Consider the following 20,666-nt stretch of genomic DNA (forward strand, 5'->3'; position numbering starts at 1 on the left):
GTTGCTCTCCATCCAATACATATGAAAGAAAAGATAAAATCAATAAAAATTGGAATAGTAAGTTATCTCATCAAAGTACTTTACAAATGGGATGCTGCACTGAAAGGAGAAGCGTTTAATCCTAATCCTAAACATTTCGATGACCTTACCCCTACCAGAAGCCCTGAAATGGCCGCCCCATATATCGAAAGGCTGCTATGGGCATTACGCAACCGAGATGTTAAAAATATAGCGCTCACTGGATCATATGGGTCTGGAAAAAGCAGCATCATCAGAATGTTCATAGCAGCGCACCCGGAATTTAGCTACCTGACCATTTCCCTGGCTTCTTTCACGAAAAATGATGTAGATGAAGAACCAGAAAAAGTGGAATTTAGTATCCTGCAACAGATTTTTTACCATGTTAAAGGAAAAGACCTACCCGATTCACGGTTCAACAGGATAAAAAAGCTCTCCCGCTTTGAACGATGTGCGTTCCCTGCCGCCATACTATTTGTCCTTTGGGCTTTCGTCCAATTGCTATTTCCCGATTTCTTCAACAAATTTGATCTTTGGAAAACATATTACGCAACCAATGAGGAAATACTAGGCAGGATTGCGCTACTAGTAATTGCAGCGGGCATTTACTTTGCCGTCCTCTTTACATTAAGAATCTTTAAGAGATCGAAATTTAATAAACTAAATCTAAGCTCCGGTGAATTTGAACTGATACCTAAAGAATCAGATTCGTCCATACTAAATAAATATATGGACGAACTAATCTACTTCTTCCAGGTTACATCCTACGATGTATTAATCATCGAAGATCTAGATAGGTTCAAAGACACGGGTATCTTTACGAAATTACGTGAAATTAACACGCTGATAAACAACTCCACCCAAATAAACCGCAGGGTCACTTTTGTTTATGCAGTCAAAGATGACTTGTTTCCGAAAACAGGTAGTAGGACTAAATTTTTTGATTATATTATACCGATTATCCCCGTCATTAACACCTCCAACTCAGGCGACAAACTCGCTGAAAAACTCAATAAGTTCGGCCTCAAACAAGGCATCAGTGATGATTTTATATATGATATCACTTTGTATATAGATGACATGAGGGTATTAAAAAACATCGTTAATGAATATGGATTATATAAGGAAGTTATCGGCAGCTGGCTTAATAAAGAAAACTTATTTGGATTCATTGTTTATAAAAACCTTTACCCGGATGATGCCGCATTACTAAATGCTAATAAGGGAACTGTCTATACCGTTTTTAATAAAAAAGACGAGATTATCCGCTTCTGCTCGGAAGCTTTAAGGGGCGAACTAAACAAAATAAACACGGATATTACCAATATTGAAAAAGAAAACCTAAAAGATGTTCATGAATTGCAGGTGGTATATTTAAGCCAGCTCTTTGAATCGTTACCTATTGGATCTACTATCAATCAGCAAGATATGTTTTATGATGTTGGTCATTATTCAAGGTCTGGTGACTTCGATAGCCTAATAAAACAAAAAGAGGTGTTAACTTATAGCAGAGAGGGAACCCGTAACATCCGTATAGATTTCCAGGAAATTCAAAAACAGGTAGATCCAAGCCATACTTACGAGGAAAGGCTGGCAAACATCACAAACCGGAGCAGTGAACATTTAAACCTTCTGAAAATAAAAGCCGAAGAGATTAGAACCCAGATTGTAGATATTGAGCATTCCAGCATTTCCGAAATTTTACAGCAGTATGAAAGTGATATAATTAAAACTACAATAGGAGGCAATAAGTTAATTACCTACCTCTTACGCTATGGTTACATTGATGAAATGTATCATTCCTACATTTCCTACTTTTATCCCGGTAGTCTCTCCTTTGAGGATATGCAGTTTGTACAGAGTATTAAAAACAGATCAGCATTACAACATCTTCATCCTTTGTCCAACGTTAAGAAAATACTGGAAAGGTTACGTCCCAGCGAGTTTGCCTATAAAGAAGTATTGAATTTACAACTGATAGATTGGCTATGTACTCATCATAATGACTCGTCGGTAATTCTTCGAGCACTTTTCACGCAGCTTTCCAATGAGAGCTCTACATCTATCGATTTTATCGAGCAATATATAAAAAACGGGAAAAGCATACTGGTATTTATTCGCCAGCTGTGCAACAGTTGGCCAGGGTACTGGGCATTTGTATCAAGATCAAACTATAGCAATGAAACCATAAGCGAACACCTATTGTTAATCCTGCAATATGGAAAACTTAATGACATACTAGTTCAGGACAAAGGCTCAATTCTTAGCACCTATATTGAGAATAAAGAAGACTTTCTCGTCCTAGTCGATAATATACAAGATTTACCAAAAGTAGAAAATCTAATTGCGGAGCTTAAAATAAGGTTTGAAATCCTTGATATTCAAGACAGTGAAAACCGCCTATGGAAATTTATCTATCGTAATAATTGGTATCAGCTAAATCCGAAAATGATTTCGGTAATTATGAAATTGGGAGGTACAACAAATCTTAGTTACGCTCTAGAAACCAGCAACTATACTACAATTCTCCAATCTGATTGCCATTTTTTAAAAGAGTACATAGAACAACGGATATCTCGCTATGTAAGGCAAGTGTTGCTTGTCCTCCCTGAAAACAAATTCGAATCAGAAGGGACCATTTTGAAACTGCTCAACAATGAGTATCTTTCTCAAGAAGAAAAAATTACCATTATTGCAAAACAAAATAATAAGCTGTCAGTAATTACTGATGTAGGCACTGAAATATGGCCGATGCTGATGGAGGAAAATAAATTAGCCCCCACGTGGGAGAACATACTTAATTATCACAATTCCGGCAATACTTTAGACGAACACCTTATTTCTTTTCTCAATAACAACAGTAATGTGGCTCTATTAACCTCTGGAAAAAATGATATAGAATCTACTTTCCCCCGTGACAAATATAAGATTCTCTTCTTCGATATTGTTTTTTGCAACCAGATTGGAGATTCTAACTATGAAAGTTTAATTGAATTTGAACCTTTTAGCTTTGATTACCCACCGGACAAAGGGCTGTCAATATCTAAAATCAGGATATTAATAAAATACGGCGTATTCCCCTTGTCTATGGAAAACTTAACAGCGCTAAAACAGCTTCAACCAGATCTGCATCTTTCGTTAATAGAAAAACACATATCCGGTTTCATTAAAAATATTGATAACTATCAGCTTGAAACAACAGAATGGAAACACCTAATTAATTCACCGGCGATTAGCCGCGATCAAAAATACAGCATTCTTGAAAAATTTAAACCTGGCACCTTCGATACCGATAGTAGCCTGTCGGAAGATATCACCAAGTTTATTCTAGGAGATTCTCGAAAAATAAACTATGGGGTATTTACGGAATTATTGCACAGCAAAATCTCTCAAATCATTCTTCTGAAGTTATTTATAACACAAATTCCATTTATGGTTCATAACCAAATCACGGAAAGCTTAACATTACTCGGTGCACCGTATATACAATTAACAGAATCTCAAAAAAGACCAAGTTTTGAACCAAGTTCCGACAACCAGTTGCTGGCTGAAAAATTACTGACAGCGCGGTATATTGCCAATTTCAAAATGGAGGGTGACAAATTGCGGATTAATACACGTAAAATTAAGATAGCACAATAGAAGGCATTGGAGAATAACTTATTGAGAGGCGGTAAAGTCTACCTTCTCTTATCGCCACTCCCCCCTTTTTATATTCCTGAAATCGGCCACCATTGAACCCAGTATGATAATGATCCAGATAACATCAATCGTATTCCACAGTGTTCTTCCCAGCACCGGCTTTACAAACGGGCTGTTCATCAAGGCTGATACGCCCCATACAATACCCAGGTAGATGTGCTTTCTTTTAAACGCCTCTACACAGAATATCAGGAAGAGTGTAAATGATACATATCTGAAAAAGACGTAATACTGATAGGGCATTTTCAGTAAGCAAATGCCACACAGAATGATCAAAATTACTTTCAGCAGCCAGATTAGATACCGCATATAAAGCAAAAGTTATTTCACTATAATATAATAAACAATCCCCGGTCCTTGTCATAGAGCATCACCAGCACCAAGTGCAGGTCTTCCAATCTTTCTGGCCCCTCTTGGGAGAACCGCGTATCTTCCTAATGCCATATAGTGTCAGTGTTTGACAGTGGTAACGCTTTTTACTAACCGCATTGTTGACTTATTACATCTGTGGTATACAAAGACAAATGATTCCATAAAGATAAGGAAGTATAAGCTTCAAATAGCAACGACTTAATCTCACACCAGGGATTAAGTCGTGCCCATTTTAGTCAACTGCCAATCGAGCACACAACATCCGCTCCTTACTTCGCCCGCACCGCCCCCAYCATAATCGAATCAAACTTCTCAGCAATCACTCCCGGATCAATCCCTTCCGCAAACTCACTCACCAAATAATGCCGCTTATCATCCGGTGCTAAACGCCACAAATTCGTCCCGTTTTCGAAAATATGGTTATATCCGTGTTCCTGCAGCTTGAAATAAGGTTCCCACCCTCTTATAGCCACATAAACAGCAATGATGTCGGCGCTGTGATGCCAGTTCCTATGCCAGCCTTCAAGGTACAATTTGTACGCATACGCCATCGGGGTGTGCTTATATTTTTCATTGAAGAAAACCTTTCCTGTCGGCACGCTGTCCGCGAATGGGCCGCCTCCGGTGAAATAAATGCGGGTGGGCCATGCTGCAGCCACATGTTGGGTGGAGGCCGGATCAGTTTTGAAATTCCCCCAGGGTGTTGGATCCAGGTCTGCAGGGTATCTGCCTCCCATACATACCAGGTGCTTTACTTTCTTTTTCACCAGGTCAATACCTTTCAATTCGCTGAACTGATCTGCTTGCGTATCCAGCAATTTAGAAAGATTCGTCAGGTCGCCCACCGTCACCACTACCACGCTGCTATCCGGTTGCGATGATAATATCTTCCGGTACAGCATCGTTGCTTCGGGCATGTCCTCTCCCAGTTTGGCATCGGGTTTAAATTCTTCGCAAATCCTGCGTGCATATTTGGATTTATTGTACACGCCAAATCGCTGCACGGCGCCGATGGGAATATCCGGCCTGCCGAAATAGGTGTTGATTACATCCACTACTCCCGGCGACCATGGATTGAGACTGGATACCGTAACCGCCAGTATTTCCGCTTCTCCGAGATGGGCGAAACCGTGGAGCATTGCCAGGGCACCTACGTCATCCACATCGGAATCCATATCCGTATCGAAAATAATTTTTACGCGTTGCGCTAAAGTTAGATGACATAGCAACAGGCTAATGATCAATAATCCGAAATGTTTCATTTGTTCTATTTGTTTAACAATGAAGAAGCCGCCCCAATGAATTATGAGACGGCTTCTCTCTCTTTAGATTTTAATAACCTGGAATGTCTTTGTCTGACTTTCTCCTTCCAGCTTCAACCAATAGGTACCCGCTGCTAGTGCGCTGATGTCCTTGCTGATCTGCCTATCTCCTTTCTGGATATTCCATTGTCGCAGTACGTTGCCGCGTATATCCAATAAGGTGAGTCGTTTGTAGGTCCTGCCGCGCAGGTCTATGGTCAACTGCCCACTGGTGGGATTGGGATAAATAACGGGTGCTTTGGCATCCGTTGTTGCCACTGGATCCTCCGGTTTACTGTACGCCATACGGGCGGGCGATGGGTTTACTGCACAGTTATCAATACTGAACCAGTTAAACTTCAATGTGCCCGACAGTATATGCACGCCGGTATAGTTGAGGGCGGGCAGCCTGATCGTATCGGTAATCGTCATCCATACACCTCCGGTGGATGGAATGCTGATGGTATCGAATTTAAAGGTGCTATGGCCTATCCATATTTTAGCTGGAGCATTGGTCAGCACCCTGAAGCTGATATTATACCTGCCTGCAATGGGAACATTCAGGTTGTTGTAAGTAAACCAGTTGCTGGCTTTCAGGTTAGTGAAGTCCTGTCCGCCGCCGGTATCGGTACAGGCTTCCAGCACCAGGCCGGGGGCCTGAGTGGAAGCGCTTTCTGCTTCGTACTTGTTATTAACGCTACAGGTAAAATCCACTTTTACAGGAGTACTACCAGATATAGCGTTTCCACTTGCCGTGAGGGTAAATGTGCCGGGCGTTCCACCTGCCGTGAAGATACCGTTGGTGTCGATGGCATTTCCTGCGCCGGTAACACTCCAGGTGGGTTTAAAGGTAAAGGGAGTGTTGCGCTGGTCATAGCCTTTAGCAGTGAATTGTTGCGATGCATTCAAAGGTACCGTTGCGGAATCCGGCGTAATCGCAATGCGGGTCAGCACAGGCGGGGTAACTACATGCACGATAGATGTATCTGCCTTAGTTCCTAGTGTTGCTGTCACCAGGTAATCACCTGCAACATTGCCCGTAAACAGGCCGCTGGCGTTGATGCTGCCACCATTGGATGCAGACCAGACCGGTGATACAGGTAACAGGCTGCTGTCCTGGGCATAACCCGTTGCAGAAAACTGCTGCACCTGCCCTATGGTGATGGTCGCGCTATCAGGTTTTATGATCATGCGCGACAGCTGTACAGAGTCTGCCCGAATAAAGCTCAGCCAGTTGAAATTCCAGCCATCCTTGTTGGCAGCAATCCGGATGGTTTGCTGACCTTGTTCTAATCGTATAGGCGCTGACGTGACAGTGATCCATTTCTGCCATCCACCGCTTGCAGGCAGGTTGACTGTCTGCAGGGTAACGCTGTCCCGCTGTATTTTCAGGCTGGAAGCGCCGCTTACTGCCACGCGGAACTGTATCCGGTAGGTATCGCAACGGGGTACATTGATGTCGTATTCAAACCAGGTGCTGGCGCCTATATAGCTCACATCTACCCCACCACCTGCATCTGAAGTGGGTTCTGTGCAGCATGCGTTGCCGTTATCAAAGGCCTCTGCCTGTATTTTTGCCGGTATGTCCTTGTAATTGCCTGTTCGATAGGTTACAAAGGCAACGCCTGTTCTGGTGGTGGTATCTACAGTAGCCGTGGCGGTTACTTTCCCGGAATTATTCAGGGTGGCCAAACCGCCGGCGGTAATGCTGTTACCGGCGCCTGTGATATTCCACACCGGTGTAATGGCCATGGCGTATCCATTCTGATCAAAGGCTTTGGCGGTATATTGTTGTTGTTTTCCGGGCAGGAAAGACAAATCAGCCGGAGTCACCATGATGGTATCCAGCACAGGAGTGCCCACGCCTTTCTGATAAATACGCGCGTAGTCTACCGACATACTATCGGGCCAGTCCGCATCCACAATGGAACCACCCATTCCCCCGCCAATGGCCAGGTTCAGGATGAGGTGGAACTTCTGATCAAAGGGCCAGTCCTTCCAGTCCGTATGTGGATTCGCGTAAGACAGGATCTGCGTGCTGTCGTATATGAACCGGATAGTATCCGGCGCCCATTCCATAGCATACACGTGATACACGGTATCAGCATCCATCAGTTTTTTACTGTTGGATACACCTCCGCCATTGGTCCAGTTGTGGTTCTGTGTATGAATAGTCGATAACACTGTACCAAAGTTGTTGCCCACATGTTCCATAACATCCAGCTCTCCGCTTTTGGGCCATCCACCATATACGCTGCTGGTAGGCATGAGCCAGATGGCAGGCCAGGAGCCATGTGCACGGGGTAGCTTTGCCCTCACCTCTACTTTGCCGTAAAGGAAATCAAATTTGCCCTGCGTAATGAGCCGGCCAGATGACCAGGGCTCTGCGCTGTTCCCTGTGGGAAAATCTTTCTTTCCGGTAATCACCAAACGACCGTTTCTCACGCGGGCATTATCATGGGTGGTATCCGTGTATACCTGTTGCTCACCGTTGATCCAACCTTTGGGATGCGGGTCTACTGTCCACTTGCTGCGATCAGGTTGTCCGTCTGTGTTAAACTCGTCCGCAAACATCAGTGTCCAGCTGGGATTGCCTTCAAATAATACATTCCCTTTTACCGTATAGGCGGTAACGTTAGCAGTGGCCACCTCCTGGCCGGCCACCGTAAGTTTCAGGGCGGTCCTGGAATAGTTGGCTGGTGAATTACCGCTGAGCGTAATGGTGGCGGTACTGTCATTTATCCGCTGCACCTGGCTGATAGCAACGCCGGCGGGCAGGTTGGACGCCACCCAGTTGGAGGCTGTCAATGTGGGACTAAATACGCCCCCCTTCACTTGTGCAGTGAGTACTGCACCGTTTTCATGGCCCATCAGGATGCTCGTATCCTTTAAAACAAGGGCAGTGGGATTGGGCGCCTGTAGCAGATCAAAATACAGGATGCCGTTGGCTTTCTTTCCATCAATGAACTGTATGGAAATCGTGTTGAAATCTGTTCTGTTCTTAACGCTCGCAAAGTTGTAAGTAGCTTCTTCCCAGTGGTTCACGCGGGAGGGCTTGAAGGTGAAGAAAACGGCCTTGCTGTAATTGGTGCCTGGCTGCAGTTTAAACATGATCTCATCCAGTGTGCTGCTGTATACGAGCATTTTGAAAGTACTGCTCACGGAAAGGTTAAAGGAATCTCTCAGCTGACAGGTAGCGCTCATGTATTCAAAGCAGCTGGTGTCTTTCGTAAATTTGGCCACCAGCGGACTAATGTTCAGGCCGGAGGGATTGGGATTGGGCACACCAAATTCCACTTTACCGGTGGTGGTATTGCCCGCATAATAGGTCCATTTACCGGAGCATGGGCCATGGCCTTCCATGTCGTCCAGCAGCAGGAATTGCGCATGGAGCTTGCTGCTCAGCAACAGGCATAGCGGCAACAATAATAGCAGGAATTTTTTCATCAGGTGACACCTGATAGGTAGCCGCCGGACGGCACCTTGCAAAGAAAGTCCTTCGCGAACAGTTGATTTTGGTTTGCTTGCTTTCATAACATTTTATTTGGGTGGAATTGGCCAGTGCAACCGATTGCTGCACTGGTTGCATGTTTGGTATCAGGTGATTTAACGAAAGAAAAAGAATAGGAGCTTTGTTCGTCTATAGGTCATAAATCAGGATTCACCGGCACATCTGCACCGGCGATCTCGGGTTGTCAATTTGAAATCGTTTTGATCGTTCTAAATCTGACGATGCTATGATGTTATTCAAACGTGAAATACAGTTTTCGTAGAATGCGTATTTTTTCAACAGACGCGCAAGTGTTTATTTAGGACCTATGATGCCGAAATTTTTTTTACACCTGCAGCAGCTACAGTATGAGTGCGCGAAACCGCCTCCCCGACTGCTTCAGCTGCTTGCGTTCTACTTAATTTTTATATAGAAAAAAAGAAGACCCACGCACAGCGCAGGTCTTCAAATCTCCAGAGATCCTCTTGAGAGCAACACGTTTCTTCGTAATAGCTTGTTGATTAGCGTCATCCCCCATCATTCAAAATCCCGGCTCCGGTGAGATCAAAAAGAAGGAGATGATAATCACTTCCTCCTTCCATCTCTTCAGGCACCGAATTCTTACATTTTCACCAATTGTATACAATTTTTAACCCGGCATTGTATGTACTATTCCCATTGCATACTTTCGTCACAAGAAAAAATAATTCCCATATGGAAATAAAAAAATCTTCTCCTGATATCAAATTTCCAAAATACAGATGTCCGTTTTTAACAAGAACTCAGTTAATATCCATCCCGCCACAACTAACTAAAAGGCAATGGGCTTCTTTCTATCCATTGCGCATAATTTTCCTGTTGTTTGTCATCGCAATTGTCAACGGCGGATTTGTTGGAGCGATGGCAGCTCCTGTTCATACGGTGTTTGCAGACATAACGATTACCGGCAAAGTAACGGATGATAAGGGCAGTCCTATTGCTGGCGCCACGGTTAGGCTGAAAGGTACACGATATGCTACAACAACAGATTCCAGCGGCAGCTTTTCCTTAACAATACCTACCGATACGGAAGTTCTGGAGATAAGTTGTATTGGATATACTCCACAGCAAATATCTGTTAACCATCAAAAAAAAGTAACAGTCCGACTTCTGCAAACACAGGACAATCTTGGAGAAGTAGTGGTGGTGGGTTATGGCACACAAAAAAAAGCCACTTTAACCGGTGCTGTATCACAAATAAAAGGGGATGTTATAAAACTAAGTCCCAATGGAAATTTATCCAACAATTTAACCGGCAGAATGCCGGGCCTTATTGCGGTTAATCGTACAGGAGAACCAGGTAATGATGGCTCTTCCCTGAGTATCCGTGGAGCAGGTTCCTTTTCTAATCCCAATGCGGGTCCCCTGATTATAGTAGATGGGATCCCTGACAGAAGTTTCAGCCGTCTAAACCCGGACGATATTGAATCTGTTTCCGTACTCAAAGATGCATCGGCAGCTATTTATGGTATGCGCGCAGCAAACGGTGTGGTATTGATTACTACCAAGCGTGGTAAAAGTGGCAAGCCTACTGTAAATTATAATGGCAGCTTTGGCTTGCAGTCGGTAACACGGAAATTAAATCTGGTGAATGCTTCCCAATATGCCACCTATATTAACGAGATGAATACCAGGTTGGGGCAGCCTAAAACATACACTGACGAGGATGTCAAATTGTATGCTGACGGTTCCGATCCCCTGGGACATCCCAGTACCGACTGGTGGGATGCAGTTATCAGGAAAACTGCACCTCAAACACAACACGATCTTTCTATCTCCGGCGGATCTGATAATGTGAAATACTTTGTCTCTGGCCAATACCAGCGCGTTGACTATCTATACAAAGGTGGTTCAGGCTTTAATTTCAATCAAAAAAATATCCGCGCCAACCTGGATATCAATGTTACCAAAGACTTAAAAGTATCACTTGACCTGGCTGGCAGAAATGAAGAAAAATATGGCCCTTTAAGTAATGCGAGCCAGAACGGTGGCATATTTATGTATATACTCGGTCAGTATCCTACGCTTGCTGCCCAATATGCTAACGGCTATTATGGAATTGGAAATACTGTTGGCTCCAACCCACTTATTAACGCTACTGACATACCGGGTAACAGCAGGAACCTTTCCTACTTTATACAGCCTGTTGGAACAATTGATCTTAAAATGCCCTGGATTACGCCAGGCCTCTCTTTTAATGCCTATGCCGCTTTAGACAACACCTACTGGCAATATAAAAACCTGACCAGGCCCTATGATGTGTATCAATACAATAAAGACACGAAGGAATATGTGAACTTCCGGGATCAAACAGCAGGCAATGGTGTTACATTAAATGAAACCTGGGGACGCTGGAGAAGGAACACCTATAATTTCAAATTATCCTATGACCGGAATTTTGAAAATATACACGCCATAAATGCACTAATAGGCTATGAGCAAAGCGACTACTTTACAGAAAACATAGGTGTCACCAGGCGCAACCTGCTTAGCGATCAATTACCATTTATAGGTATGGGCGGATCTGATCCTGCCAATTTAGGGAATAGTGGTACCGGGGATCAAAATGGGCGTAAAAGTGTGTATGGCAGAATCAATTATGGATATGCCAATAAGTACCTGGTAGAATTTAGCGGACGATATAACGGCTCCTACAATTTTGCTCCGGGCCGTCAATGGGGCTTCTTTCCAGGCATTTCCGCAGGTTGGGTATTGTCCCAGGAAAAATTTTGGAGCAAAATTTCATCCATTGTTAACTTCGCCAAAATAAAAGGCTCCTGGGGAATTCTGGGTTATGATGAAATCAACCCCTACCTGTTCCTGGGCTTATATAACTTAGTTGATCCCGGATCTTTCTTTGGTCCTGAAGGCACACCTGTTCCCGGATTAACAACAGGCGTTTCTCCATTGCAAAGCTTTACCTGGGAAAAAGTAAAATCAACTGACATCGGTATAGAAACCGCACTTTTCAATAGTCGCCTTACCATTAATGCAGATTACTTTTACCGGAAACGTTACGATATTTTAACTGCAAGAAATGCTTCAGTACCCAATTATACTGGCCTCTCGGGTAAACTTCCTCCTGAGAATATCGGTAAAGCCAATAGTTACGGTTTTGAACTGGAACTAAACTATAACGGTAACATAGGAAAATATTTTACTTATAATATCGGCGGCAATTACACCCATACCGACAATAAGATCATCTTCATGGACGAATCGCCTAATGTGCCGGCTTATCAAAAGCAGACAGGTTTTCCAATACAGTCACTGTTAATGTATAAAACCGATGGCATATACAATAACCAACAGGAAATAGATGCCTACACCAACACAAAAGGGCAGAAAGTAATCCCACTTACCGGCACCAAGCCTGGCGATATTAAATATGTTGATGTGAACAATGATGGGAAAATTACCAGTCTTGATCAGGTACGGTATTATCAGAATCCCGTTCCACGGGATGTTTTCGGCATCACCCTTGGAATGAAGTACAAAGGGTTTGGCTTGAGTGCATTGTTATATGGTCAAAGCAATGCTTACCAGATCATCAGGCCGCAGGGTACCAACGCAGCATTCACTCCTCCCCTTTGGGAATATGAAGGAAGGTGGACACCTGAAACACCGGATAACAACAAGCCGGCAGCTTTTGATCGAACCAGCACAATTAATAATCTCAATTCCGATTTCTGGCTGAATGATATGCGTTTTCTGAAATTGAAAACATTGGAATTGTCTTATGATCTACCTGCCGATTTCATTTCCACCATAAAATTAAAGCGTGCAAGAGTATTTATAAATGGGTCTAATCTTTTCACCTGGAGCAAAATAAAAGAGTATGATCCTGAACTGAATTACGTCCCATCTGATAATAATGGTTACTACGTAAATGCAGCATACTACCCGCAAACAAGAATTATAAATGCAGGTTTCAATCTTACTTTTTAATCTGCATCATCTCAAAGAATAAAAACTATACGGATGAAACAAAAATATTTCTTTATACTGCTGATTCCATTCTTAACGCTTGGCTCCTGCAAAAAAGACATCTTAAACTCACCACCCCTGACCGCGGTGAGCGACGCTACCGTTTGGAATGACATCAACCTCGTTCAGAATTTTATTAATGAGAAATATAAAATACTTCCTCACTTTTATCTTTATACCAGCCTGCCCAGTCACATGGGCTACTCAGCTGCATCAGACGAATGCTATTCGATGTTCAACTACGAAAGTGTCAACCGCCTCAATAGTGGAGCATTGACCCCGGATAATATGGCACTGGACAGCTGGACAGTAGATTATAACTATATAAGAGATATTAATCTGTTCTTTAGTAAAATCGATGTTGTTCCCGGTGATGAAGCGCTTAAGAACCGCTTAAAGGGTGAAGCCACCTTTATCAGGGCCTATTGCTACTTTGATCTCGCGACCAAGTATGGTGGTATTCCACTGATCACCAAAGTATATACAGCTGCCGACAAAGGATTTAACGAAACGCGCTCAACTTATGAAGAAGCAGTAAAATTTGTAACAACCGAATTGGACAAAGCTGCTACATTATTACCATTAAATTATGAAGATGCGATGGCCGGCAGAATAACCAAAGGTGCCAGCCTGGCGCTAAAGTCCAGAATGCTGTTGTACGCAGCCAGCCCCCTTTGGAATACCAATAACGATGCTTCAAAATGGCAGGCCGCGGCAAACGCAGCAAAGGCAGTAATCGATTTAAATCAATACAGCCTTTGGCAAAACGCTAACTATCATGATTTATTTATCACCCCCGACCACTCAGAAATTATTCTATCTGCACATCAAAATGATATAAAGTATCAGCTATATATTGATATCCATTTATCTCCCAATGGATATCATGGCTGGTCCGCATATACACCCACCCAACACATTGTAGACCAGTTTGAAATGGCCAATGGTAAAATGATTAATGAGACAGGCTCCGGCTATGACGCTCAAAAACCTTATGAGAACAGGGACCCAAGACTTTACGCAGATATAATTTACAACGGTGCTAAATTCAAAACCAGGCCGGCAGAATATTTCAGAGGTGGTATGGACAGCCCCCAAAGCCCTGTAGAAAACTGGAACGCCAGCAAAACGGGATATAATTGGAGGAAATACAATAATGAAGCATATGATCTAAATACGCAGGCCGTAGGGAGCAAAACACCCTTTATTATATTCAGGCTTTCTGAAATATACTTAAACTTCGCGGAGGCGCTTAACGCGTTGGGTAAAGACGATAGTGCACGCACCTATGTAAACATGGTTCGTACCAGAACCGGTGTAAATATGCCAGCCCTCGATGCATCAATAACAGGCTTACAGCTGCGTGATAAAATCCGCCACGAACGGGAAGTGGAACTTTGCCTGGAAGGTAACCGCTTTTTTGATGTAAGAAGGTGGAAGATTGCTGAAACTACCGACAACCTGCCGGCCAGGGGCGTTAAAGTCACTAAAAATACGGACGGTAGTTTTACGTATGATTATAACTATACTGTAGAGCCGAGAAAGTTTTTTGCCCCTCAGCATTACCTCTTCCCGATTCCCAAGTATGAGTTGGACAAAGTAAGTCTTCCGCAAAACCCAGGCTATAATTAGTGATAAAAAAGGCGCTTCAAAATAATTATTACTACTGACCAAATACAATCATACATGCGTCAAAACATTTTCGTAATTGGATGGCTATTCCTTTATTTGGGGAACCCTTTTTTTACGCGAAATATTATTGCACAAAGCAAGCGCCCAAATATCCTTTTTTGTATAGCGGACGATGCTTCATATCCTTTCCTGAGTGCTTATGGCTGCAATTGGGTTAAATCGCCCGCCTTTGACCAGGTAGCCAGGCAAGGTATTTTATTTACCAACGCTTACACCCCCAATGCCAAATGTGCGCCTTCCCGTTCCTGTATTATCACCGGAAGAAATTCCTGGCAACTGGAAGCAGCCGCAAATCACTGGTCGTACTGGCCCGGAAAATTCAAAAGCTATCCGGAGATATTAAAGGAGCACGGCTATTTTACCGGCTTTACGGGCAAAGGTTGTGCACCAGTTATAACCGAGAAATTAAATGGTCAAGAAAGGGAACTTACTGGTCAAAAATATAGTAAGCATAAAACGACTCCTCCTACCAGCCAAATATCTGCAGAAGATTATGCCACCAACTTTGCCGATTTTTTGAATGCGAAGCCAAAAGGGCAACCCTTTTGTTTCTGGTACGGCGGAAGAGAGCCCCACCGGGATTATGAATATGGTTCGGGCATTCGCAAAGGAGGAATGCATCTGGACGACATCACGACAGTGCCTCCGTTCTGGCCGGACAATGATTCCGTTAGAACCGATATGCTGGATTATGCTTTTGAATTACAATATTTCGATCAGCAACTGATGAAAATATTGGAGATCTTAAAAGCAAGCGGAGAACTGGATAATACAATTATTGTGGTGACTGCAGACAATGGGATGCCCTTTCCACGGGTGAAAGGCCAGGAATATGAATACTCCAACCATGAACCACTCGCCGTTATGTGGAAAAACGGAATTAAAAATCCAGGAAGAATTGTCAGTGATTTTGTAAGCTTTATCGACTTTGCCCCTACCTTTTTAGAATTGGCCGGTATAAAAGCCACTACCTCGGGAATGCAGCCCATAGAAGGGAAAAGCCTTACAGATATTTTTTACTCGGATAAAGCGGGAACGGTAAATTCCCAACGAAGCTATGTGCTGATCGGCAAAGAGCGGCATGACGTAGGCCGGCCGAACGATCAGGGCTACCCTATACGTGGTATTGTTACCAAAGATTACTTGTACATCCATAATTTCAAAACGGAGCTTTGGCCTGCAGGCAACCCGGAAACCGGCTATCTGAATGTAGATGGCAGCCCTACAAAAAAGATATGTATTGAAGCTGGAAGGTCCCCCCAGACTGCGCGTTACTGGCAATGGAGCTTTGGAAAAAGAAGCAGTGATGAATTGTACCAGTTACAATCAGACAGGGAATGCCTGAACAACCTAGCTAATAACCCTCTTTATACAAATGTTTTGAAGAAAATGGAGGAAAAATTATTCTTCCACCTGAAACAACAAAAAGACCCGCGTATGTTTGGAAAAGGTGATGTTTTTGATCAATATCCCTATGCAGATAAAACAGGTATTCACTTCTACGAAAGATATCAAAAGGGGGATACAACATTGAAATGGGATTGGATCTACAAAACGGATTTTGATACCAGTTATCCCAAACAGGGCATCTTAAAATAACAATGATAAAAACTGAAACAAAAAGAGCACAGCAAATTCAGGGTATAAGCCTGTGGAAACTGTGTTAAAATATTTCTATTCATTAAGCAGAGAAGCTGCAGGCCGTGTAACAGCCTGCAGCTTCTCTGGTCTACCGCTCCATATTGAGCGTATAATAGTATTTTTGCGGAACCACGTACTATAAAACACCTTTCACTTCAAATACTTTTGTCAGGCTATTACCATTGAGATCAGGCACCGTAAAGCTCAACTTATCTGCGTCCTGCCGGAATGAGATATTTCTCTTACTTCCCAAAAGGCGGATCGACTTAATTTTATTTTTATTATACGGAGAATTTGTACCCAGCGACGGCACCTCGATTTCACCTGATATTGGATTTAGCACGAAAACATACAGCGCGTTCCCCCTGGTGGTAAATCTCACCTCGTTATGCGAATAGGGCGGACTGGCAATGGTTCGCTCGTTAAAATCTTCCGACTTATTTTTCTTTACGGCTTCGAGATCAGCATTGGTAATGTTTTTCTTTGTGGCGCCCCCTCCCAGGTTATCACCATAAATTTTCCATGGCTTGCTTGCGTAGATAGCTATGCTATCGGTATTTATCCATGCACCAACGCTGTCTAATATACGTTTATGATCAGCCGGAATAGTTCCGTCCGGACGCAGTTCCACGTTTAGCAGGAGGTTACCGTTTTTGCTGATAATATCTGTAAGTGTTTCTATAATTACCCTTGCATTTTGCCGGGGAACTTCATCTTCCTTGTAAAACCAGCTACCGAAGGTAAGTGTCCCCTGCCAGGGATAAGGCAGGATCTCAGTAGCACCGCCCCTTTCAATATCTTTTACAGTAGAAGGCTCATTATTGAATTTCCCTGCTATTACCGCAGTATACTTTCCGTGTTTTTGGAGATTATAGTTTAGAAAGTAGGTACATACTTCTTTTCCATAATTCCCGTAAGGAAATCCATAACCATCAAACCACAGCATATCAACATCATACTTTGTCACCAATTCTTCAATGCGCTTAACATAATTCCGTTTCACGCTGTCAAGGTATTCCGGTGTTCTTTTTTCAGGCGGCAGGCCGTACAGATCTGCAGGATCTAACCCGTCCCACCATTTACCTTTGCCGTCTGCCTTTGTCATACGGCCATCATAAGGCACTCCTTTGTATGGACCGGAAGTATCAGCTCCAAATGCAGGCAGCCACCAGGAAAGGAACCTGTCGTCATGTGAGCTTACCCCAAATGGTATCCCGTATTTAACCGCCGATTTTTTAAACAACCCGATGATATCCTTTTTGGGACCAACATTCACAGAGTTCCATTGGTGATAGGTAGAATTAAAATTATCAAAGTGATCATGATGATTAGCCAACGCCACAAAATATTTTGCACCAATGCTTTTAAAATATGCCAGCAGCGAATCTGTTTCCAGATGATCGGCCTTCCATTCATGGATCACATCTTTAAAGCCTTTTTCTGATGGATGACCATAAGTTCGGACCTGGTAGGAATAAGCTTTCGCACCCCATTTTTCTGTACCTACATCCTGCATGTACATGTGCCTGGCGTACCAACCGCCGCCTGATGCAGGTTGAGTTTGGGCTCCCCAGTGTACCCATATTCCAAAGCGTGCTGCTGTATACCATTTAGGAAACTGGTAGCTATTGCGCTCTTCCTCCCAGGTCAGTTTTTTTTGCCGGGCAAATAATAGGGTACCTGGTAATAAGGTAAGTATGAAAAGGAACGTCCATCCCTTTGCCAATACCAACGTCCTGATCCAATTTATTTTCATATGCATTTTCTTTTTGTTTCGCATTTTTGAGTAGCTTTTGATACGGCAGTAGCCCCTTACCTCCTGGCCTGATAATAACGGCATTCCTGATGGCTTGGTATTGAAACAAACAAAAATTTAGCGTTCTTCTATAAAATCAAGGTCCCTGCCATGCGTTTCAGGCACACTAAAAATACAATAGCATCCAATTGCAAAACAAACGGCGCCAACTATGCCCGCTGCGTGGCTTACTGTGACCAATGGTTTGAGAGCTCCATAGGAAATGGTCATTATTACAACAGTACCACGAACTACATTCGGTATGGTGGTAGCGGCGGTGGCCCTTAGATTGGTTCCGAATTGCTCTGCTCCAATAGTGACGAACATTGCCCAATAGCCTATTCCAAAACCCATAAATGCATTTAGAAAATAAATTCCCTCAGCAGTATTTATACCAGCATAGAGGTATACAACGCAACCAATAAAAGAAAGCCCCATTAAAAGCAAAACTGCTTTGCGCCGTGATTGCATGCGGTTACTGATAAAGCCACTTAAAAAATCTCCTGCCGCCAAACCTACATAGCACCACATTACGCTGAGCCCCGGCTTTATCTCTTCACCGGCCTTCACAGACTTGCCAAACTCGTTGCTAAAGGTCGACAGAATACCGATTACGTACCAGGTAGGCAAGCCGATCCCTACACATTTCAGGTATAATTTCAACCGGTCGAAGTTGGTAAAAAAAGAACTGAATTCTCCCCTGGCAATTTTTTTATTACGCAAATTCTGGAAAGTGGCCGATTCAAACACACCTATCCTCATGAAAAGTAAGCAAACACCAAGTATTCCTCCGGTAAAATAAGCGTTGCGCCAGCTGAACAACTCCACGGTAAAATAGGCAGCCACTGCTCCAAGCAGCCCAACGCCGGCTACCAGTGATGAACCAATAGCCCTCAGTTGCCGGGGCAATGTTTCTGATACCAGCGTGATACCGGCTCCCAGCTCTCCTGCCAGTCCTATACCTGCTATAAATCTAAGCAACTTGTAGAGGGCTACAGATTGTACAAAACCACAGCCAAAATTGGCAAGCGAATAAGTAAGAATAGATCCGAAAAGTACGGATAGTCTTCCTTTTTTATCTCCTAAGATACCCCACAATATACCTCCCAGCAGTAAGCCACTCATTTGCCAATTTAAGATGCCGGCGCCTTCCTGTGAAATAGCTGTTTTATCTAGGCCCAGATCTGTTAAACTGGGTATCCGGACGATTCCAAACAACAGTAAATCGTAAATGTCAACAAAATATCCTAATGATGCGATCAGGATAACCGGGCTAAACAGGTGTTGCAGCGTTGTTTTTTGCTTTGTGTCTGAGATATGGCTTAACTGCATGGATAATCTATAGTTTTAAATATTTACGTTCAATAACAGGGAGAGTGTGTATTCGTAATTTACTTCTGGGTTTCAAGATCGCGTTCCGTGATTTTCTTTGTATCGCTCCGTAACTTCATAAAGTTTATTTTATCTTGTTTTGGAAAGCCGTTTTCACGAAGTATCTTACCTACTTCTATCAGGGCTGCCCTATCCTCCGGAACGATCCTTCCATCCGGGTATGGGCCGATATTTATCAGCAGATTACCGTTATTGACAGCAGCTGTTTTCAATAGCTCCATTACCTGCGCTGCCGTTTTATGCTGCTGTTTCGGACTCTCATAATAGCCCCAGTTAATTTTTTGCATGGTAGTGTTCAATTCAGCGATCTTTGTCCGGTTCTTTTGCCAGGCTGCTTCTGCCGCCTGCGCTGTTTTCTCTCCCTGCACATTGCGCATCAGGTCTGTTATAGACTTTATTTCATGCTCACAGGAAATATAGTCTTCGTTGCCATTAAATCCCGTTTTATAAGAGATCAATGCCTGCGGCTGCAGTCTTCTGATGATGTCATAAACACTTTGCACATCAAACAGATCGGGATTTGTGTAAGCGCCTCCAATAGGATCAAACCATACACCCGCAAGCGGTCCATAGTTGCTACAGATTTCATAGATCTGTGTTTTTACATAATTCCAGTAATGCACAAAATCTTCCTTTGCTTTAAAGCGTACCTGCGGGGGGAGACTGTCGTAATGTGGCCTTGCCGCATTATAGAATTGCGTAGTAAGATAAAAAGGATGCGTCCAGTCAATGCCTATTGAATAATACACAAATAAACCCAACCGACGTTTTTTACATGCGGCAGCTATCTCTTTTAGAAAATCACGGTGAGCAGCAGCATTCATGCTATTAAAGGGCCCCGCTTTTGAGTCAAACTGGGCGAAGCCATCATGATGTTTTACCACGTAGGTGATATATTTCATTTGTGCGCTCACCGCCAGGTCCGCAATGGAATCGGCATTCCACTTTTCACCGGTGAACGTCATGGCGGAATCCATATACTGTTGCAACGGTATTTTTTTGTCGTACAATACCCAGTCTCCGGATTTGTAGGCAGCAGACGGCCCCCAATGAACAAACAATCCGAACCTTGCGTCTTCAAACCATTTCAGTGCTGCAGCACGCGGGTCTTTTTTGTAAAGCGCTTTATAAGCTGTCAGAAAATACGGAATCTCTTCTTTTTGTTGTGAAAGAGCCTCCAGGTCTTTCACAACAAAAAATAAAAAGAACATGAAATATTTCAAGTTGATAGTATTTA

Annotated in this window: 10 protein-coding genes; 4 read left to right on the forward strand and 6 right to left on the reverse strand. The window is 43.3% G+C overall.

Annotated elements, in window-relative coordinates; genetic code table 11:
- Positions 1–21: 21 nt before the first annotated feature.
- Positions 22–3,660 carry a YobI family P-loop NTPase gene (locus AB4Z08_RS32480; RefSeq protein WP_441577952.1) on the forward strand — a complete coding sequence of 1,213 codons (3,639 nt, stop codon included), beginning with the start codon at positions 22–24 and terminating at the stop codon, positions 3,658–3,660.
- 48 nt (positions 3,661–3,708) lie between these two features.
- Here the strand turns inward: AB4Z08_RS32480 and AB4Z08_RS32485 are convergent, their stop codons facing one another.
- From AB4Z08_RS32485 to AB4Z08_RS32495, 3 genes are all read right to left on the reverse strand, one after another.
- Positions 3,709–4,029, reverse strand: coding sequence for a DUF6804 family protein (locus tag AB4Z08_RS32485; protein WP_441577953.1), 321 nt, complete (start codon positions 4,027–4,029; stop codon positions 3,709–3,711).
- Positions 4,030–4,361: 332 nt separating this feature from the next.
- Positions 4,362–5,354: a nucleoside hydrolase gene (locus AB4Z08_RS32490; protein WP_441577954.1), complete on the reverse strand. Its 993-nt coding sequence runs from the start codon at positions 5,352–5,354 to the stop codon at positions 4,362–4,364.
- Between the two features lie 63 nt (positions 5,355–5,417).
- Entirely contained in the window at positions 5,418–8,927 is a 3,510-nt protein-coding gene (locus AB4Z08_RS32495; RefSeq protein ID WP_441577955.1) for a carbohydrate-binding protein, read from the reverse strand.
- 670 nt (positions 8,928–9,597) lie between these two features.
- On the opposite strand from AB4Z08_RS32495, the gene AB4Z08_RS32500 reads away from it, so the two are divergent.
- From AB4Z08_RS32500 to AB4Z08_RS32510, 3 genes are read left to right on the forward strand one after another with little or no spacing between them, the layout of a single operon-like run.
- Positions 9,598–12,870, forward strand: coding sequence for a SusC/RagA family TonB-linked outer membrane protein (locus AB4Z08_RS32500; RefSeq protein WP_441577956.1), 3,273 nt, complete (start codon positions 9,598–9,600; stop codon positions 12,868–12,870).
- A 33-nt stretch (positions 12,871–12,903) separates the two neighbouring features.
- Complete coding sequence (locus AB4Z08_RS32505; RefSeq protein ID WP_441577957.1) at positions 12,904–14,541, forward strand: RagB/SusD family nutrient uptake outer membrane protein; 1,638 nt, start codon at positions 12,904–12,906, stop codon at positions 14,539–14,541.
- A 54-nt stretch (positions 14,542–14,595) separates the two neighbouring features.
- Complete coding sequence (locus tag AB4Z08_RS32510) at positions 14,596–16,200, forward strand: sulfatase family protein (protein ID WP_441577958.1); 1,605 nt, start codon at positions 14,596–14,598, stop codon at positions 16,198–16,200.
- Between the two features lie 178 nt (positions 16,201–16,378).
- Here AB4Z08_RS32510 and AB4Z08_RS32515 read toward each other — a convergent pair whose 3' ends face one another.
- The 3 genes from AB4Z08_RS32515 to AB4Z08_RS32525 form a co-directional block, all read right to left on the reverse strand.
- Positions 16,379–17,998: an alpha-L-fucosidase gene (locus tag AB4Z08_RS32515; protein ID WP_441577959.1), complete on the reverse strand. Its 1,620-nt coding sequence runs from the start codon at positions 17,996–17,998 to the stop codon at positions 16,379–16,381.
- Positions 17,999–18,115: 117 nt separating this feature from the next.
- Positions 18,116–19,369 carry an MFS transporter gene (locus AB4Z08_RS32520; RefSeq protein WP_441577960.1) on the reverse strand — a complete coding sequence of 418 codons (1,254 nt, stop codon included), beginning with the start codon at positions 19,367–19,369 and terminating at the stop codon, positions 18,116–18,118.
- 59 nt (positions 19,370–19,428) lie between these two features.
- Complete coding sequence (locus tag AB4Z08_RS32525; protein ID WP_441577961.1) at positions 19,429–20,652, reverse strand: alpha-L-fucosidase; 1,224 nt, start codon at positions 20,650–20,652, stop codon at positions 19,429–19,431.
- Positions 20,653–20,666 lie beyond the last annotated feature (14 nt).

Origin of the sequence: Chitinophaga sp. RAB17 (genome assembly GCF_052114225.1) — a bacterium.
Classification (GTDB): Bacteria; Bacteroidota; Bacteroidia; order Chitinophagales; family Chitinophagaceae; genus Chitinophaga.

What these genes read in the sequence shown, in the direction of transcription:
- AB4Z08_RS32480 (WP_441577952.1), top strand. Translation starts at nt 22, where the DNA reads ATGAAAGAAAAGATAAAATCAATAAAAATTGGAATAGTAAGTTATCTC.
- AB4Z08_RS32485 (WP_441577953.1), bottom strand. Translation starts at nt 4,029, where the DNA reads ATGCGGTATCTAATCTGGCTGCTGAAAGTAATTTTGATCATTCTGTGT.
- AB4Z08_RS32495 (WP_441577955.1), bottom strand. Translation starts at nt 8,927, where the DNA reads ATGAAAGCAAGCAAACCAAAATCAACTGTTCGCGAAGGACTTTCTTTG.
- AB4Z08_RS32500 (WP_441577956.1), top strand. Translation starts at nt 9,598, where the DNA reads ATGGAAATAAAAAAATCTTCTCCTGATATCAAATTTCCAAAATACAGA.
- AB4Z08_RS32505 (WP_441577957.1), top strand. Translation starts at nt 12,904, where the DNA reads ATGAAACAAAAATATTTCTTTATACTGCTGATTCCATTCTTAACGCTT.
- AB4Z08_RS32510 (WP_441577958.1), top strand. Translation starts at nt 14,596, where the DNA reads ATGCGTCAAAACATTTTCGTAATTGGATGGCTATTCCTTTATTTGGGG.
- AB4Z08_RS32515 (WP_441577959.1), bottom strand. Translation starts at nt 17,998, where the DNA reads ATGAAAATAAATTGGATCAGGACGTTGGTATTGGCAAAGGGATGGACG.
- AB4Z08_RS32520 (WP_441577960.1), bottom strand. Translation starts at nt 19,369, where the DNA reads ATGCAGTTAAGCCATATCTCAGACACAAAGCAAAAAACAACGCTGCAA.